Raw genomic sequence first — 15,683 nt, 5'->3', positions numbered from 1 at the left:
CTGGGCTGCGCCCGGCTCGCGCCGGTCTTGAACGGGCGATTCGTCATACGACGAATCCTACATCACCTCGATCCGCCGATTCTTGCCCAGTCTCTGCGCTCCGTCCAGGCGACGGCCTCCATTACACTGCCTTCTTGGTCGCAGTGCAGATCGACGGATCACGCTTCACTAATCCGCCGATATACGAAGAACTAACGATTAGCTGGCGGAAGATAGTGCGAAGCACTGTGAATAATTCGCTGGTTAATACGGAATGGGGATAGCGTTGCGGCGTCTCACTTCCTTACGCCGCATTCCTAAAGATGATATCGCTGACCATTTCCGCGCCGAGGAAATCGACGAGCATGTTAGAATTTGTTAGATCCTTACTCATCAAGGCTCCGATCGCTTGACCAACTACCACCTCCCAAGGCTTTTTGCACTCAAGCACGGCACAGACGAGCTGCCGGATCCTTTTTATCTTTTTGTGTCTCAGCCGATCGTTCGATTCCGCAAGCTCCTTGATTAGGATGCTGTCCGGGTGATCATGGTTTTCCTCGACCCATTTAGTCACAGCAGCAATAAAGTCGGGCCAAGTCGTGCGCATCACGGCAAGGCAGGGGTCAGTCACAATTGTATTTTCGATTGAATAGCAATTCAGTCGGTATCTCTTAATAGGAAAGCAGTGTTCTAGCGGCTGATCAACTACGCCGTCGCCGTCGCGAAGGGAAAAGGCAACCGGGTTGTCGTAGAGCGTGCCGAGCAGATCGACGCAGAAGCTCTCTAGCTCCGCCTGTTGGTCTACGCTGCCGGCCAGCACAGGAAAGACCTTGATCCGGCCTTTCGACGTTCGCGCAGCCTGCTGCCAGACGCGCTCATCGTCCTCGCCTTCGAGGATTAACGCTACGTCTTCGCTCAGCGAAAGTGAAAGGGGGTGGCCAAAAAACGGGGCAACCTTACGAAGCTCTGCGCTGATCGGTTTGAGTTCTACCGCATCGACAGCAAAGCTCTTGGTGCCGATCGATACGTATGGCGAATCCGCGAGAGAGCAAACTAGCGGACTGCTGTGTGTGGAGAGGCACACAGCGATGCTCTCCGCTTGGTTCTTGAACTCATCGAGCATAGAAATGATGAGCTTACCGAGCCGCGCCTGAAGGTCGGGGTGAAGGTGCACGTCCGGCTCGTCAAGAAGCAGTAGGTTGAACTTCGAAGGCTCAATCGTGTCGAAGAAATAGAGGATCTCGGTGGAGAGAGCCACCGCTTCTGATTCGCCGCTGCTGATTTCTTCCGGTCTTATTACTTGGCCGTCGGCGAGTGAGCGGAACTCTAAATCGGTTTTACCCATCTCTAGCGAAATATTGGTGAGCAGTTGATTGACCTTGCTCAGCCGGTCCGTCTCGAAGTTGCGAGTTTGATTCAGTCGGATTTCCGGAGTGCTGGCGAGTCGACGCAGGTAAAGTGTTTCTGCTTCGCGGAATAGCATCGCCGATGCGGCTTTGAAGTCGCTGGATTGATTTGTTGCCCGAGATTCTCGGAGCCAGTTAGGGTTACTAGTCATATTTGTGATGACGCTGCCATTGCGCTTGAACGTCCCTGCCCGCTCCGGGCTGACGTACCGGACATAAAAGCGTTGGTTGTTCCGACTGGTCATTTCCTCGATGTCACGAAGGAAACGGCTCTTTCCTGCGCCATTGCGGCCCATGATTACGTTGATGTTGTTCAAATTGGTGAGATGGGCGGTTTGCCCCTTCAGTTCATTTACTTTCAATGTCGCCCCCGTGCTCCATCGCCTATTACAACTCTTCGGGCGGATTAGCGCAGCGTAATCCGCCGCCAGTCCGCAACCAAGCGGCGGATTACGCTTCGCTAATCCGCCCTACGAACGGCCGCCGGCACCGCCAGCCCCAATTCCATCCGCTTCTTCCGCGACAGCCCCTGCGCCACGATCGTGTGCGACTGCCGCAGATAGTCTTTCAGCTCGGCGGCGGGCAGGCCGGGTTTTTCGTAATGCTGGATCCACTTCAGGCCGCGCGAGGCGAGGTAGGGGGCGGGGCGCAGGCCGGGGCGGTCCTTCAGCATCTCGTAGGCGATGTCGTTCACCTTGAAGGTGACGCCGGCGCCGTCGTCGCTCCAGCCGCCGATCGCGAAGACTTTTCCGCCGACCTTCCAGACATGGGCGCCGCCCCATTGCACCACATGGGTGGTGGCCGGCAGGGCGCGGCAGAAGGCGTTGAAGGCATCAGGGGACATGGGGTCGCCTCGCGGTGATCATGCTGGCCGCCGATACCATGCGACGCCGCGGCCGTCGCCCTTCGAGCCCCGGCTTCGCCGGGCGCCCCGGCCCGACCGGACGTGACGTGATCACGTCGAGAGCGGCTTCACCGTCGCCGCACGCCGCAGCCTGCTCTCTCCCCCGCGTGCGGGGGAGAGGTGGATAGGGGGCGGCCGCGGCCGCCGAGTGCGCGGCGTCCCCCCCCCTGACCCTCCCCCGCAGCCGGGGGACGGGACGCTGGAGAGGCGAGGGTGCGCCGACGAACGAGGGCGGATGGAGCGATGAAGGCGGACGTCGGCCGAGTGCCGCTTCGCTCACAACGACACTTCGCGCCTGAGGATACGCTCGGCGGTGATCTTGTTGAAGTTCTCTTCGCTGAATCGACCGAGATACGTTTCCGACAGGGTGAACGATGCAAGCGTTCTCGACTGTTCGAAAGCGTTCAACGCGCTCGGATCCTTCGGCGAGTTCAGGAGATTGTTTGCGCAGATGCGAAGTTGATCTAGGTCCTGCTCCAGTCGCTTCTTCGTGTCAGAGGGAAGAACCTTTCCAGATACATAGGCGCCTTGGCTGATTGCGGAGAGCCATACGATCTGGTCCGGCAATTGAAATTCGCCGAGGCCTGCAATCCCGCACCCTTTGATCACGATCGCCACGACGATGAGGAACGTGAACAACAGCGCCTGGACCTTGCTCACATCGATCTCGCCCTGCGTCTCGAGAAGGTCGAAGAAGCGGGGGTTTCCGTTGCGGATCGTCAGGATCTTCTGCCCTAACAGGAATCGTCTGCTCCTGGACGAGATGCCCGACCAGTCACTCGCCGCTCTGGCGAATGTGCCTCCAGCGACGGTTATTCCCAATAGCGCCAGGATCGTGCCCGACATCTGCGACACAACATTGCTGTGAATGAATATGAACAGCAGAACCACAAAGACCGCGGAGCTGAAGATCAGTATTTGGAAGCGACTCAAGCTCCCGTACCCGAGACTGTCCTGCGAGATGAAAAGTGGATTGGCCGAATGCAGAAGCTTCCAGGTCAGTCGTCTCAGCTTCTGATCCGGAAGCTCGTCGGCCTTGCTCGCCGGCGGTGACGAGTTCGACTGTTCATGATGTTCTTGCCAAAGCCGATCGAGCTTGTCGCTGTTCAATTGCCAGGCGGCGGCGGTCAGAAAAGTCCATACGAGTAGAAAACAAACACTCGTGATTGCGGCGGCCAATTGAGGCGGTGTGAGCGAGGCCGTTACGACTCCGAACCCGAGAAGCTTTCCGTCATCCTTGTTGCATAACGTGATAACCAGCCTCCACACTTCTGCCCTGAAAGGATCTGGGTTGGAGGGAGTGACGACAGATACGGTGATCTCCGTGGGGTTTCGGTCGATGATCGTGGTGCCGATCGGGGCGCGCGCTCTCGGTGTCTTGCTATTCTTGCCGTCGAGAGTCTTCAGTTTTTCGTCTGTCTCGGCAGCTCCATAGGTATAGCTCGCCAGCCATGTTTTATCGTCCAGTTCGTGAGAGGGGCGAGCGATCTTGATGATCAGCGGAAGTCTCGTCAATCCGCGAACGTCGTGCTCGTTCCCGAGATCGGCGCCGAGCGGATTCTTTGCTTTTGTCAGTAGGAGTATCGGGGGGGGGCGGTGTCGTCGCTGTTCTGTTCAGGGTGCGTTCGAGCAGCTCATCTTCGTTATAGAAGCGGTCGAGCGCGCTGCACTTATCCAATGGAGTAAGATCCACGATTGCAGGCTGGGCGGCGGATGGCGTCGGCTTTTGAGCAAAGGTCTTCTGGCAAAAGAAGAAAACAAGCAGGAGGGGGCACAACAATAAGACAAGCATTGTCCGCATGCTTCACGGTCCCTGAGCGGATTGCGATCGGCGGCAAATTCAATCGCTTCGCCGGAGTGGTCCCGAGAAGCGCAATGCGTACAATATCGCGATATGATCGGATTTCACCGTAGGGTGGCAACTCATAATTGTGTGATGGTATGTCGACAGCCAAGCGCCAAGGTGATCACCTAGGGGCATCGAGAGACGAAAGTGCGCCAGCTACAGCCGGTCCATGCCAAAATAAAGGCGCCGGCAAAGCCGGCGCCCGATCAGTGTCGAGTGACGGTAAAAGCCGCGCGAAGCCCTCACTCCGCCGCCAGCTCCGGCCCCCGGTTGGCGGCGAAGAACTTCAGGGCCACCTCGGGGAACAGGGCGAAGGAGAGCACGTCCTCCAGCGTCGCGTCCGGATAGCCCTTCTCGGCGAGCTTCTTCTTGAGGAGCTCCATCTGCGGCGCGATGTCGTCGGCGGGGCGGTGCTCGATCACCTTCTGGCCGGCGATCACCTGCTTCATCACGTCCTGGATCGGCGCCGGCGTGCGGCCGTAGGCGCCGCGGGCCAGATCCTTGATCTCCTGCGGCACCACCTTGTAGCGGCCGAGGATGACGTTGAACGCCGCCATCGAGCCGACGATCTGGCTGGTCGGGGTGACGAGCGGCGGATAGCCGATCTCGGCGCGCACCCGCGGCAGCTCCTCGATCAGCTCCGGATACTTGTCGGCCTTGCCCTGCTGCTTGAGCTGGTTGAGGAAGTTCGACAGCATGCCGCCCGGGATCTGGAAGGTCAGCACCTTGGTGTCGATGTCGATCGCGGTGTTGAGCTTGAAGGTCTCGGCCAGATCCTTCTTCACCTTCCGGAAGTGGTCGGCGATCGGATAGAGCTTCTCCTTGTCGATGCCGGTGTCGCGCTCGTGGCCCTCGAGCGCCGCCACCAGCGCCTCGGTCGCCGGCTGCGAGGTGCCGAGCGCGAACGGCGACAGCGCGCAGTCGACCACGTCGGCGCCGGCCTCCATGGCCTTCAGATAGGTCATCGACGCCATGCCGCTGGTGTAGTGGCAGTGCACGTCGACCGGGACGCCGAGCTTCTCCTTGATGGTCTTGACGAGCTCGTAGGCCGTGTAGGGCGCCAGCAGGCCGGCCATGTCCTTCAGGCAGATCGAGTCGGTGCCGAGATCGACGAGGTCCCTCGCGACCTTCAGGAAGTTCTCGGTCGTGTGATACGGGCTGATGGTGTAGACGATGGCGCCCTGCACGTGCGCGCCGGCCTTCTTGGCGGCCCGCATCGAGACTTCCAGGTTGCGGGTGTCGTTGAGCGCGTCGAAGATGCGCACCAGGCCGATGCCGTTGTCGACCATCCGCTGCACGAAGGTCTCGACCACGTCGTCGGCGTAGTGGTTGTAGCCGAGCACGTTCTGGCCGCGCAGCAGCATCGAGATCGGCGTCTTCTTGATGTACTTCTTCAGCGTGCGCAGGCGCTCCCACGGATCCTCGTCGAGGAAGCGCAGGCAGGAGTCGAAGGTGGCACCGCCCCAGGCCTCGAGCGCGAAGTAGCCGATCTCGTCGAGCTGCTCGAGCACCGGGAGCATGTCCGAGGTGCGCATGCGCGTGGCGGCGAGCGACTGGTGGCCGTCGCGCAGAACGGTTTCGACGATCTTCAAGGGCTTCTTAGTCGTCACGAGGCGCTCCCGCTTTGTTCCGAGCCGTCACGAGCGGGCCACGGCGTCTGCGTGTCGCGAGGCGAACGCGCCGGCGTGCGCGGATCCCGGTCCCGGTCTCCCGCCGCGAGTTATTACCGCGGGCGCGCCCCGGTGCAATCCGCATCAACCGCGGTCCTGTCATGAAACGGGCTTTTCGCAGTGCGGCTACGGGCTTGTGCGATCCGGAGAAGTGCTGAGCGCGAGGCGGCCGGTGTCGCATTCCGAAACGGGAATGTGTCTCGGCCGCGCCGACGACGCGGGATCGGCGGCGCACCGGCCCGGACGGAAGCGGCGCGATGCCCCGGTGGTCCGACCCCGGGGCCCGCCGGCAAGACAGGTTTCGGAGGTCGTGCGGGTGCCTCCGGTGTCCGGCGTCGCGAGGGCTTTGCGGAAATCGTCATGCCGGGGCACGGACTCCTCGGGTCCGGCCCGCGGCCGGTCCGAGGCGAGGCTCCGGTCCGCGAGCCCGGATTCCACGGCCGCGGTGCCGGTGGCTCACGACAGACAGGGCGCGGGTCCCGGATCGGCGCTGACGGGCCGCCCCGGAACGACAGGGAATCCGCAAAGCCCCGCCGTCGCAGGCGGCGGACGGCAGGTCCTGGGGCGCCGCCATCCGGCAACCCGGCCGGCGCGCGATTCGGGGCGCCGTCCAGCCGGCCCGCGGGCGGACCGGGCGCGGCAGCGGCGTCCGCCCCTCGCGGGGCGATGCGCGTCAGAATTGTGGGTTTCTGCCCACCAGAGTGCAGCGCAACATATGATGGTATGAATGTGTTGTGCGCTGCACGGCGGGCGGGGCCGGCCTCAAGCGCCGTTGCCGCGACCCGGCACCTTGACGCTGTCCATGGCGGTCCGTGTGGCGGTCTCGCCGAGGTCCTTGAGCTGCTCGCTCAGCACATGCATCTGCGACTGGACGAACTCGGTCTGCATCTTGACGAGCTCCTGGATGTCCTTCGCCTGGACCACCCTCTGGGCGAACTCGAACGCCGAGATCACGTTACGTTCCGCGAAGTTCATCGCTTTCTTGCTGATTCCCTGGGCGCCCACCTGGCTCGCCTTGACGCGCTCCTCGAAGGCCGACACGGCCTCCTGGGCGGCCTGCATGTAGTTGTTGAAGGCGAGCTTCGCCTGCTCGACGCTGCGCTCCGCCACGGCGCGCATCTCGGCGGGAATCTCGAAGGACGGGGTCGTGGCAGTCGTCATGTTCCTCTCCTGTCCTGGCGGGCTCGATGCGGGCCGCCTTCGACCTGGTCATTATTGCACTGCAGCATGAGATTGGCAAACCCGAAACAACCCGTACGGGATTTTTTCCCGCCGCTGGCCGGGCGGCGGCACCGCGCCATTAAGCTTATCGAAGGGTAGAGGGGGACGGCCGGGAGCCGGGCGTGGACGGCGATCACCGCGGCATCTATTAAGAGTTTGTTTACGATGGAGTTCGGCGCGACACGCGGGCGATCGGATGGTGGGCGATCGGATGGGAGATCTGTCGGACGACCTTTCGGCACTCCTCGACCACCGGCTCGCCGCGCATGCGACGGCGGCGGTTCCGGTGTGGCTGTGGTCGACCGATGCGACCCGGCTGCTCTGGGCCAATCCGGTCGGTGCGGCGGCGCTCGGCGCCCGCAGCTTCGCGACGCTGGCCGGCACGCACTTCGTTCGCGCCGATCCGGCGATCGCCCAGGTGGCGCGGCTCGCCGCCACGCTCTATCCGTCCGGCGCGACCATCCTGCACCGCCTGCGCGGCTTCGGCGCGCCGCTCGGCCGCGCCCGCCTGTGCGCCTGCACCCGCGTGACGGTCGATGGCCGCGGCGCCGTGCTGGTGGTCGCCCAGGAGGCGCCGGGGCAGGCGGCCGGTCCGCGCCTGAGCCTCGACGAACGCGCCCGGCGCCTGTGCGAGTCCTACTCCGTCCCGGTCGCGGCCTTCGCCCCGGACGGCCGCCTGGTCGCGGCCAATCCGGCCGCGGAGGAGCTGACCCGGCAGGCCGGCACGATCGCGGCCCTCGCGGCCGAGCCGCTCGCCGCCGCGGCGCTGGCCGGCGGCGGCGCGGCGGGCGAGACGCCGCGCGGACCCGTCGCCCTCGTGCGGGTCGGCGAGGGGGCCGACACGCTGCTGCTGGTCCGCCTGCCGGCGGAAGGCGCCGCCGAATCCGTGCCGCCGGCCGAATCCGCCGTCACCGAACCATTCGCCGCCGACGCGGTCGCACCGGCGCCCGGTCCCGCCGCGGAACAGGCTGCCGCCGAGGAGGCGGTCGTCGCCCCCGCCGCGGACGAGACGCCGGTGGCGCCCGCCGAGCCGGAGGTACCGGACGTCGTCGCGGAGGCCGGGCCGGAGCCCGCCGCGCCGGCCGAGTCGCAGCCGGCCGAACCGGAGCCGGCCGAACCGGAATCCGCGGAGCCGGAGCTCGCCGAGCCGGCCGAAGCCGACGAGGCCGCCTGGCGGGCGGATGCCGACCACGACACCGCCGCGGGGGACGACCTCGGGGACGACCCGGGCGGCCCGGCTGCGGCCGGCGAGCCGGCCGCGCCCTCGCGGCGCGAGCCGCCGCCGCTGCTGCGGATCGACGCGCCGACCGCGGAGCGGCGCTACCCGCTGCGCTTCGTCTGGCAGATGGACGCCGAGGGCCGCTTCACGCTCGGCTCCGACGAGTTCACCGAGGTGATCGGGCCGCGCGTCGCCCTGGCGCTCGGCCGGCCGTGGCGCGAGATCGCCGCCGTGCTCGGGCTCGATCCCGAAGGCCGCGTCCTGCGCGCCGTCGACACCCGCGACACCTGGAGCGGCCTCGTCGTGTCGTTCCCGGTCGACGGCAGCGAGGAGCGGCTCGACGTCGAGCTCTCCGGCCTGCCGGTCTACGACCGCAACCGGGTCTATCTCGGCTATCGCGGCTTCGGCGTCTGCCGCGACCTCGACCGGCTCACCGAGTTCGGCCGCATCCGCCACGCGCCGATCTTCACCATCGCCGAGCCGCCGACGCCGGCGCGCCGGAGCACCGACCGCCCGGCGGGCGCCGCGGCCGATCCGGAGTCGCCCGAGAACGTGGTGCGCTTTCCCGGCGCCCCCGAGTCCCGCCCGGCGGCGCCCAACCCGGTGCTCAGCGCCGGCGAGCACAACGCCTTCCGCGAGATCGCCCGCCAGCTCCAGGCGCGGCTCGCCGGCGACATCGAGGAGCCCGGGGACCACGCCGATGCGCCGCCGCCGGGCGAGCCCGGCGACGCGTCCGCGGCCGCGCCCGACGGATCGGCGCCGGCGGCCGGACCGCTCGGCTCGACGGCGCTGCTCGACCGCCTGCCGGCCGGCATCCTGGTCTACCGCTTCCACCAGCTCCTCTACGCCAACCGCAGCTTCCTGGAGACCACCGGCTACCCGGATCTCGGCGCGCTCGCCGCCGCCGGCGGGCTCGACAGCCTGTTCGTCGCCGGCGACGCCGATCTCGCGACGGCCCCCGACTCGCACGGCCAGTCGCTGGCGATCCTGACCCGGCGGGGCGACCGCAAGCCGGTCGCGGCGCGGCTGTTCTCGGTGCCGTGGAACGGCGAGAGCGCCTTCGCGCTGGTGCTCGCCCCGGCCGGCGGCGAACGCACCCGCGCCGGCGAGGTGGCGCTGCGGCGCGCCGAGGCGACCATCCGCGACCTCCATGCGCTGCTCGACACCGCCTTCGACGGGGTCGTGGTGCTGACCCGCGACGGCCGCATCGTCTCGGCGAGCCACAGCGCCGAGGTGCTGTTCGGGGCCGAGGCCGGCGGCCTCGCCGACACGCCGTTCGCCGATCTGTTCGCGCCGGACAGCCGCGCCGTGGTCGCCGACGGGCTGGCCCGGATGCGGCGGAGCGGCCGGGTGTCGCTCGACGCCGGCCGCGAGGTGACCGGCCTGGTACGCCGAGGCGGCGCCATCCCGCTCGTCATGACGATGGGGCCGATGGTCGACGGCAGCGACCGGCTGTGCGCCGTGTTCCGCGACCGCACCCAGGCGCGCGGGGCCGGGAGCGCCGCGACGGCCGGACCGGGCGCCGGAGCCGTCGCGCCGCCGGCCGGCGACGCGACCGGTCTCCTGGCCAAGCTCGGCCACGGCCTGCGCACGCCGCTCACCGCCGTGATGGGCTTCGCCGACCTGATGCTCGAGGAGCGCTACGGCCCGGTCGGCAACGAGCGCTACCGCGAATACCTGCGCGACGTCCGCGCCGCCGCCCAGCAGATGGCGGCGCTGCTCGACGATTCGCTCAGCCTGTCGCAGGCCGAGAGCGGCACCCTCGAGCTGACCTTCGCGCCGGTCGATCTCAACGAGATCGTCCAGGCCGCGGTGAAGACCATGCAGCCGCAGGCCAACCGCGAGCGCATCATCATCCGCTCCTCGCTCGCCCTGCGGATGCCGCCGATCGTCGCCGACACGCGCTCGCTGCACCAGATCATCCTCAACCTGATCGGCAACGCCATCCGGCTCGGCGGTCCCGGCGGCCAGGTGATCGTCTCCACCGGCCAGAACGCCCGCGGCCAGGTGGTGCTGCGGGTGCGGGACACCGGCCACGGCATGAGCCGCAAGGATCTGGAGACGGCGCTGCAGCCCTTCGCCCGCGCCGACACGGCGCCGCCCGCCGGCAACGGCCTCGGCCTGCCGCTGACCAAGGCGCTCGCCGAGGCGAACCGCGGCACCTTCGCGATCACCAGCCGGGTCAACGACGGCACCCTGGTCGAGGTGACGTTCCCGCGGCCGAAGATCCCGGCCGAGTAGGGCGAAGCGCGGTCGCCGCGGCGGCGGCCGGCGCCGCGCGCCGGGGTTGGATCGTTCCTGCCGCACTTGCGTTATGCTTCGAGTCGCCGGCATCCGGGCCGCCGGTCGCGTTCGCTCCGCGACACCCCCGCGCGGGCGTTCGCCGCGTCGTCGTCCGCCCGACGGACGAGGCGACCGCCGGGGGCGATCGGAGGCGGCGATGCGCGGCATCTGGATGCGCGGCTTCTCGTTGCGGGGCGTGATCCGGGCGGGGCTCGGCATCCTGGTGCTCGCGGTCGGGATGCTGGGCGCCACGGCGTCGCGGGCCGCCGAGGAGGTCGACCTGCTGCTCGCGCTCGCCGCCGACGTGTCGCGCAGCGTCGACGGCCAGAAGTTCCAGCTCCAGCGCGACGGCTACGCGGCCGCCCTCCAGGATCCGCGTGTCGTCGCCGCCATCACGGGCGGCACGCTCGGCCGCATCGCGGTCGCCTATATCGAATGGTCCGGCGCCGGCAACCAGAAGACCGTGATCGACTGGACTGTGATCCGCGACGCCGACAGCGCCGGCCGGTTCGCGACCCAGCTCCTGGAGAGCCCGCGCGCCTTCGCCGACCGCACCTCGATCTCGGGCGGCATCGACTTCGCCGCCGCCCAGTTCGATCGCGCGCCGTTCCCGGCGCGCCGCAGGACCATCGACGTGTCGGGCGACGGCACCAACAATTCCGGCCGCGAGGTGACGGCGGCGCGCGACGAGGCGATCGCCAAGGGCATCGCCATCAACGGCCTCGTGATCCTCACCGAGCAGCCGCTGTCGTGGAACGCCGAGCACACCAACCCGGCGGGCGGCCTCGACGCCTATTTCCGCAACAACGTGATCGGCGGGCCCGGCGCCTTCGTGATCACGGCGCAGGACTTCGCCGCCTTCGGCCAGGCGCTGATCAGCAAGCTGGTCGCCGAGATCGCCGCGGCGTCGCCACCGTCGCGCGCCGCCGGGCTGCGGTAGGGTATTCGAAGGGCGCCGCGCTGCGGACATCTCCGATGTGTTGCGCGCGCGACAGCGTCGGCACCGAATCGCTTTCCACTCCGAATTCCCAGTGGCCGTCGTCCGCGCCGGCGAGGGCTTTGCAGAATCGCTCCGTCGTCCCGGGATGACGGAGTCTGCAAAGCCCTCGCGAAGGCGTACGACCCAGTGTCCACCGACGCACGAGATCGAGCCGAAGGACTGCGGCGTAAGGGGTGCTCCGCCTGCGCGGAGCATGGTCATCGCGCGGCGTTGCCCCCCGGCCGGTGCCGGCGGGTTTCGAGCGGGCGTGATCCCTCACGCCAGATCCGTGCGGGCGAAGTCGTCGCCCTTGTAGACGAGGGGAACGCCGAGCGCTTGCGCGCACGCATAGGCGAAGCAGTCGCCGAAGTTCAGGTCGGCCGGATGGCCCACCGCCTTGCCGAAGGTCGCGCAGGCGACGAGGGCGCGGTGGCCGAAGTCCGGCGTGATCGCCACCTCCTCCACGCCGAGGTCCTCCACGAACGCATCCACGGCCGCGCCGGCCTGGCGAAGCAGATCGGGCGAGAGCTTCGGGCTGCCGGACCGTCCCGCCGCCTTGAGTCGGGCAAGGCCGACGGCGGCCTCGAACCTGGCCAGAGGAGAGAAGAAGAAACGTGCGTCGACCGCGGCGAGGCGGTTCGCGATGTCCTGCCAGCCGGGCTCCCGTCCGAGGATCGCGACGACGGCGGAGGCGTCGAGAAACATCAGCGGTCGTCCCACATCGCGTCGGTCCAGGCCTTCATGTCGACGCTCGGGTCGCTCGGGCCCATGGCGTCGGCCAGTGCCAGCGCGCGGGCGAGACGATCCCGGACCGGCAGGGCGCGGCGCGCCTGCGCGAGCTGTTTCTCCAGGGCGTTCCGCACCGCTTCGGTCTTCGTCTTGGCGCGGGTGAGCCGGCGCACCTCCTCGGCGAGTGCGTCCACGGCAGGGTCACGGATGAAGAGGGCCATGGGATATCTCCTGAAGATATCATTATATGCATTCGAGGATATCCCAGCCACCGTGCCGAGCTGCCCGGATCGTCCGGCCGGCGCGGCTTGACGCCGCGCCCATCCAGGCTATCCCGCCGGGTCCGGCATCGCGGCCGCGGCCCGGGCAGACGAATCCCTCCCGACGTTATAAGCGTTCCAGTTTCGGAACCGTTCTAACCACATGCAGCCGCGAGCGAATTTCTTGACGGACACGTGACCGGGCTCCTAGCTCTGCAGGCACGTTCGCCGACACCCTGTCCTGCCCCGAGGAGCCCCCGATGCCGACGAGCCCGCGCCTGCGTTCCTGTGTTCTCGCCGCCGTGGCCGCGATCGCCGCGCCCGCCGCCGCCGTCGCCCAGACGGGCACGCCCGCCGGCGAGGTCAACGTCTACACGTATCGCGAGGCCAAGCTGGTGGCGCCGCTGTTCGAGGCCTTCACCAAGGACACCGGCATCAAGGTCAACACCATCTCGGCGAGCAGCGGCCTCGAGCAGCGCATCGCCACCGAGGGCGCCAACAGCCCGGCCGACGTGCTCCTGACCGTCGACATCGGCCGGCTGAAGGAGGCCGTCGACCGCGGCGTCGCCCAGCCGATCACGTCCGAGGTGCTCGACAAGGTGGTGCCGGCCCAGTACCGGGATCCGAACCGGCTGTGGTACGCCGTGTCGGCGCGGGCCCGTGTGGTCTACGCCTCGAAGGCGCGCGTCGCCCAGAACGAGATCACCTACGAGGAGCTGGCCGATCCCAAGTGGAAGGGGCGCGTCTGCATCCGCTCCGGCCAGAACATCTACAACAACGCCCTGTTCGCCGCCGTGATCGCCCATCTCGGCGAGGCGAAGGCGGAGGAGTGGCTCAAGGGCCTGAAGGCCAATCTCGCCCAGAAGCCGTCGGGCGGCGACCGCGAGGTGGCGCGCGACATCGCCGCCGGCAAGTGCGACATCGGCGTCGGCAACACGTATTACTGGGCCCTGATGAGCGAGCGCGAGCCCGACAAGAAGGCCTGGGCCGAGGCCACCAAGGTGATCCTGCCGACCTTCAAGGGCGCCGGCACCCACATGAACATCTCCGGCGTGATCCTCGCCAAGCACGCGCCCAACAAGGCGAACGGCCTCAAGCTCATCGAGTGGCTGGTCGGCGAGCAGGCGCAGAAGATCTACGCCGACATGAACTTCGAGTACCCGATCCGCCCCGGCGTCACGGCCCATCCGGTGATCTCCGGCTACGGCGAGCTCGCCGCCGATCCGCTGCCGATCGCCACCATCGCCGAGAACAAGAAGGCGGCCGCGACCCTCGTCGACAAGGTGGGCTTCGACAACTGAGCACGCCGGCCGCCACGGTTCCCTCGCCGCGTCATGGCCGGGCGCGCCCCGGCCATCCGCGTCTTCGCGCGGCCTTCGGCCGCAGCGTGGATGTCCGGCACGAGGCCGGGCATGACCGGGAAGAGATCGGGGCGGAGGGGCCCGATCCCGCCGGCCCGGTGATCGCAGGCCGTGGCCGGCGCTCCGCCTCTTTCGCGCTGCGTCGCCTCCGCCCCCGCCACCCGCTCGCCTGGGGGCTGCTGGTCGCCGTCGCGGCGCTGGTGCTGACGCCCGTGGCGAGCCTCGTCGCCATCGGATCGCGCGGCGATCCCGAGCTGTGGCCGCATCTCGCCGCCTATGTGCTGCCGGACGCGGTCGCCACCACGCTGATGCTGCTCGCCGGCGTCGCGGCGCTGACCACGCTGATCGGCGTCGGCACCGCCTGGCTCGTCGCCGTGCACGACTTCCCCGGCCGCGGTCTCGTCACCTGGCTGCTGCCGCTGCCGCTCGCCTTCCCGACCTACATCGTCGCCTATGTCTATGCCGACACGCTCGACACGCTCGGGCCCGTGCAGGGCGCGCTGCGCGGGCTGCTCGGCATCACGGTGCCGGCCGGCTCGCTGCTGCCGGAGGTGCGCTCGCTCGGCGGCGCCGTCGTGGTGATGAGCCTGGTGCTCTATCCCTACGTCTATCTCGCCATGCGGGCGATGCTGCAGGCCCGCAGCGCCGCCCTCACCGAGGCGGCACGGCTGCTGGGAGCCGGGGGCTTCCGGATCGCCCGCGCCATCACGCTGCCGATGGCGCGCCCGGCGCTCGCCGCCGGGCTCGCCCTGGTGCTGATGGAGACCCTCAACGACATCGGCGCCACCGAGTATCTCGGCGTCCGCACCCTGACGCTCGCCGTGTTCACCACCTGGCTCAACCGCGGCAGCCTCGCCGGCGCGGCCCAGATCGCCTGCGTGATGCTGGTCGCGGTGGCGGCCCTGATCGCGCTGGAGCGCCACGCCCGCCGCGGCCGCTCGGTGGCGGCGAGCAGCGCCGACTCGCGCGCCTGCCGCCGCGTCCCGCTCGCCGGCCGGGCCGGCGCGCTCGCGCTCCTCGCCTGCCTGGTGCCGGTCGGGCTCGGCTTCGCGGTCCCCTTCGTGTTCCTGCTGCGCGAGGTCTTCACGCGCGGGCTGCTGGTCGGATTCGATCCCGATCTCGTCCGCCACGCCGGCTCGACCGTGATGCTGGCCGGCGGCGCCACCGTGCTCACCCTGGCGCTCGGCTTCGGCGTGGCCTTCGCGGCCCGGCTGATCCGGCGGCGCCGCGCCGGCGCGCTGCTCGGCGCCGCCGGGCTCGGCTACGCGGTGCCCGGCACCGTGCTGGCGCTCGGCCTGCTCGGACCGCTGGTCGCCGTCGACGAGGCGATCGGCAGCGTGGTGCGGGCCCTCACCGGCCACGGCGCCGGGCTGCTCCTCGCCGGCTCGGCCGCCGCCGTGACGATCGCCTACACGATCCGCTTCCTCGCCATCGCCACCGGCTTCGCCCAGGCGGCGCTCGCCCGGCTGCCGGTCGACCTCGACGACGCCGCCGCCTCGGTCGGGGCGCGGCCCCGCCGGGTGGTCGCCGCCGTGCACCTGCCGCTCGTGCGGCCGGCGCTGCTGGGCGCCGCGCTCCTGGTCTTCGTCGACTGCCTGAAGGAGCTCCCGGCCACCCTGCTGCTGCGGCCGCTCAACACCGAGACGCTGGCGACCTACGTCTATCAGTTCGCCACCCGCGGCAGCTTCGAGGAGGGGGCGCTGGCCGCCCTGCTGATCGTCCTGGTCGGCCTCGTCCCGGTGATCCGCATGGTTCGCCTCTCCGACGATCTCGACCCGGACGCGCCGCTCGCGTAGCATCGTGCCGCACCTGCAGCATGGGACGGA

Annotated in this window: 11 protein-coding genes; 4 read left to right on the top strand and 7 right to left on the bottom strand. The window is 68.3% G+C overall.

The genetic code is table 11. From position 1 onward, the window contains the following. Positions 1-283: 283 nt before the first annotated feature. The 5 genes from J2S22_RS14110 to J2S22_RS14090 all read right to left on the bottom strand — a co-directional run bounded on the left by J2S22_RS14110 (position 284) and on the right by J2S22_RS14090 (position 6,966). Positions 284-1,747 (bottom strand): AAA family ATPase, encoded by a 1,464-nt coding sequence (locus J2S22_RS14110; protein WP_272779059.1) that lies wholly within the window; start codon positions 1,745-1,747, stop codon positions 284-286. Positions 1,748-1,845: 98 nt separating this feature from the next. Beyond that, positions 1,846-2,229, bottom strand: coding sequence for an MmcQ/YjbR family DNA-binding protein (locus tag J2S22_RS14105; protein WP_272779060.1), 384 nt, complete (start codon positions 2,227-2,229; stop codon positions 1,846-1,848). A 336-nt stretch (positions 2,230-2,565) separates the two neighbouring features. Continuing rightward, the gene (locus tag J2S22_RS14100) at positions 2,566-3,804 is read right to left on the bottom strand and encodes a hypothetical protein (protein WP_272779061.1); all 1,239 of its coding nucleotides are present in this window, start codon (positions 3,802-3,804) and stop codon (positions 2,566-2,568) included. 573 nt (positions 3,805-4,377) lie between these two features. Further along, positions 4,378-5,745: a pyruvate carboxylase subunit B gene (locus J2S22_RS14095; RefSeq protein WP_272779062.1), complete on the bottom strand. Its 1,368-nt coding sequence runs from the start codon at positions 5,743-5,745 to the stop codon at positions 4,378-4,380. Between the two features lie 822 nt (positions 5,746-6,567). Further along, a complete protein-coding gene (locus J2S22_RS14090) occupies positions 6,568-6,966 on the bottom strand; it encodes a phasin family protein (RefSeq protein ID WP_272779063.1) in 399 nt (132 codons plus the stop codon). Between the two features lie 271 nt (positions 6,967-7,237). Between J2S22_RS14090 and J2S22_RS14085 the strand changes: the two genes are divergently transcribed. After that, positions 7,238-10,486 carry a sensor histidine kinase gene (locus J2S22_RS14085; RefSeq protein ID WP_272779064.1) on the top strand — a complete coding sequence of 1,083 codons (3,249 nt, stop codon included), beginning with the start codon at positions 7,238-7,240 and terminating at the stop codon, positions 10,484-10,486. Between the two features lie 199 nt (positions 10,487-10,685). Then, positions 10,686-11,468, top strand: a complete 783-nt coding sequence (locus J2S22_RS14080; RefSeq protein WP_272779065.1) for a DUF1194 domain-containing protein — start codon at positions 10,686-10,688, stop codon at positions 11,466-11,468. A 315-nt stretch (positions 11,469-11,783) separates the two neighbouring features. Here the strand turns inward: J2S22_RS14080 and J2S22_RS14075 are convergent, their stop codons facing one another. Next, entirely contained in the window at positions 11,784-12,212 is a 429-nt protein-coding gene (locus J2S22_RS14075; RefSeq protein WP_272779066.1) for a type II toxin-antitoxin system VapC family toxin, read from the bottom strand. Continuing rightward, complete coding sequence (locus J2S22_RS14070) at positions 12,212-12,457, bottom strand: type II toxin-antitoxin system VapB family antitoxin (protein ID WP_272779067.1); 246 nt, start codon at positions 12,455-12,457, stop codon at positions 12,212-12,214. The genes J2S22_RS14075 and J2S22_RS14070 overlap by 1 nt, the downstream gene beginning before the upstream one ends. Before the next feature lie 299 nt (positions 12,458-12,756). On the opposite strand from J2S22_RS14070, the gene J2S22_RS14065 reads away from it, so the two are divergent. Next, the gene (locus J2S22_RS14065; RefSeq protein ID WP_272779068.1) at positions 12,757-13,797 is read left to right on the top strand and encodes a Fe(3+) ABC transporter substrate-binding protein; all 1,041 of its coding nucleotides are present in this window, start codon (positions 12,757-12,759) and stop codon (positions 13,795-13,797) included. Between the two features lie 158 nt (positions 13,798-13,955). Then, entirely contained in the window at positions 13,956-15,653 is a 1,698-nt protein-coding gene (locus J2S22_RS14060) for an ABC transporter permease (RefSeq protein ID WP_272779069.1), read from the top strand. Positions 15,654-15,683: the final 30 nt, after the last annotated feature.

It is taken from the genome of Rhodoplanes tepidamans (genome assembly GCF_030813915.1).
Lineage (GTDB): Bacteria > Pseudomonadota > Alphaproteobacteria > Rhizobiales > Xanthobacteraceae > Rhodoplanes > Rhodoplanes tepidamans.
This window is presented reverse-complemented; position numbering and strand designations above follow the sequence as displayed.

Coding starts and splice junctions, on each gene's coding strand:
- J2S22_RS14105 (WP_272779060.1), bottom strand. CDS start 2,229: ATGTCCCCTGATGCCTTCAACGCCTTCTGCCGCGCCCTGCCGGCCACC.
- J2S22_RS14090 (WP_272779063.1), bottom strand. CDS start 6,966: ATGACGACTGCCACGACCCCGTCCTTCGAGATTCCCGCCGAGATGCGC.
- J2S22_RS14085 (WP_272779064.1), top strand. CDS start 7,238: ATGGGAGATCTGTCGGACGACCTTTCGGCACTCCTCGACCACCGGCTC.
- J2S22_RS14080 (WP_272779065.1), top strand. CDS start 10,686: ATGCGCGGCATCTGGATGCGCGGCTTCTCGTTGCGGGGCGTGATCCGG.
- J2S22_RS14075 (WP_272779066.1), bottom strand. CDS start 12,212: ATGTTTCTCGACGCCTCCGCCGTCGTCGCGATCCTCGGACGGGAGCCC.
- J2S22_RS14070 (WP_272779067.1), bottom strand. CDS start 12,457: ATGGCCCTCTTCATCCGTGACCCTGCCGTGGACGCACTCGCCGAGGAG.
- J2S22_RS14065 (WP_272779068.1), top strand. CDS start 12,757: ATGCCGACGAGCCCGCGCCTGCGTTCCTGTGTTCTCGCCGCCGTGGCC.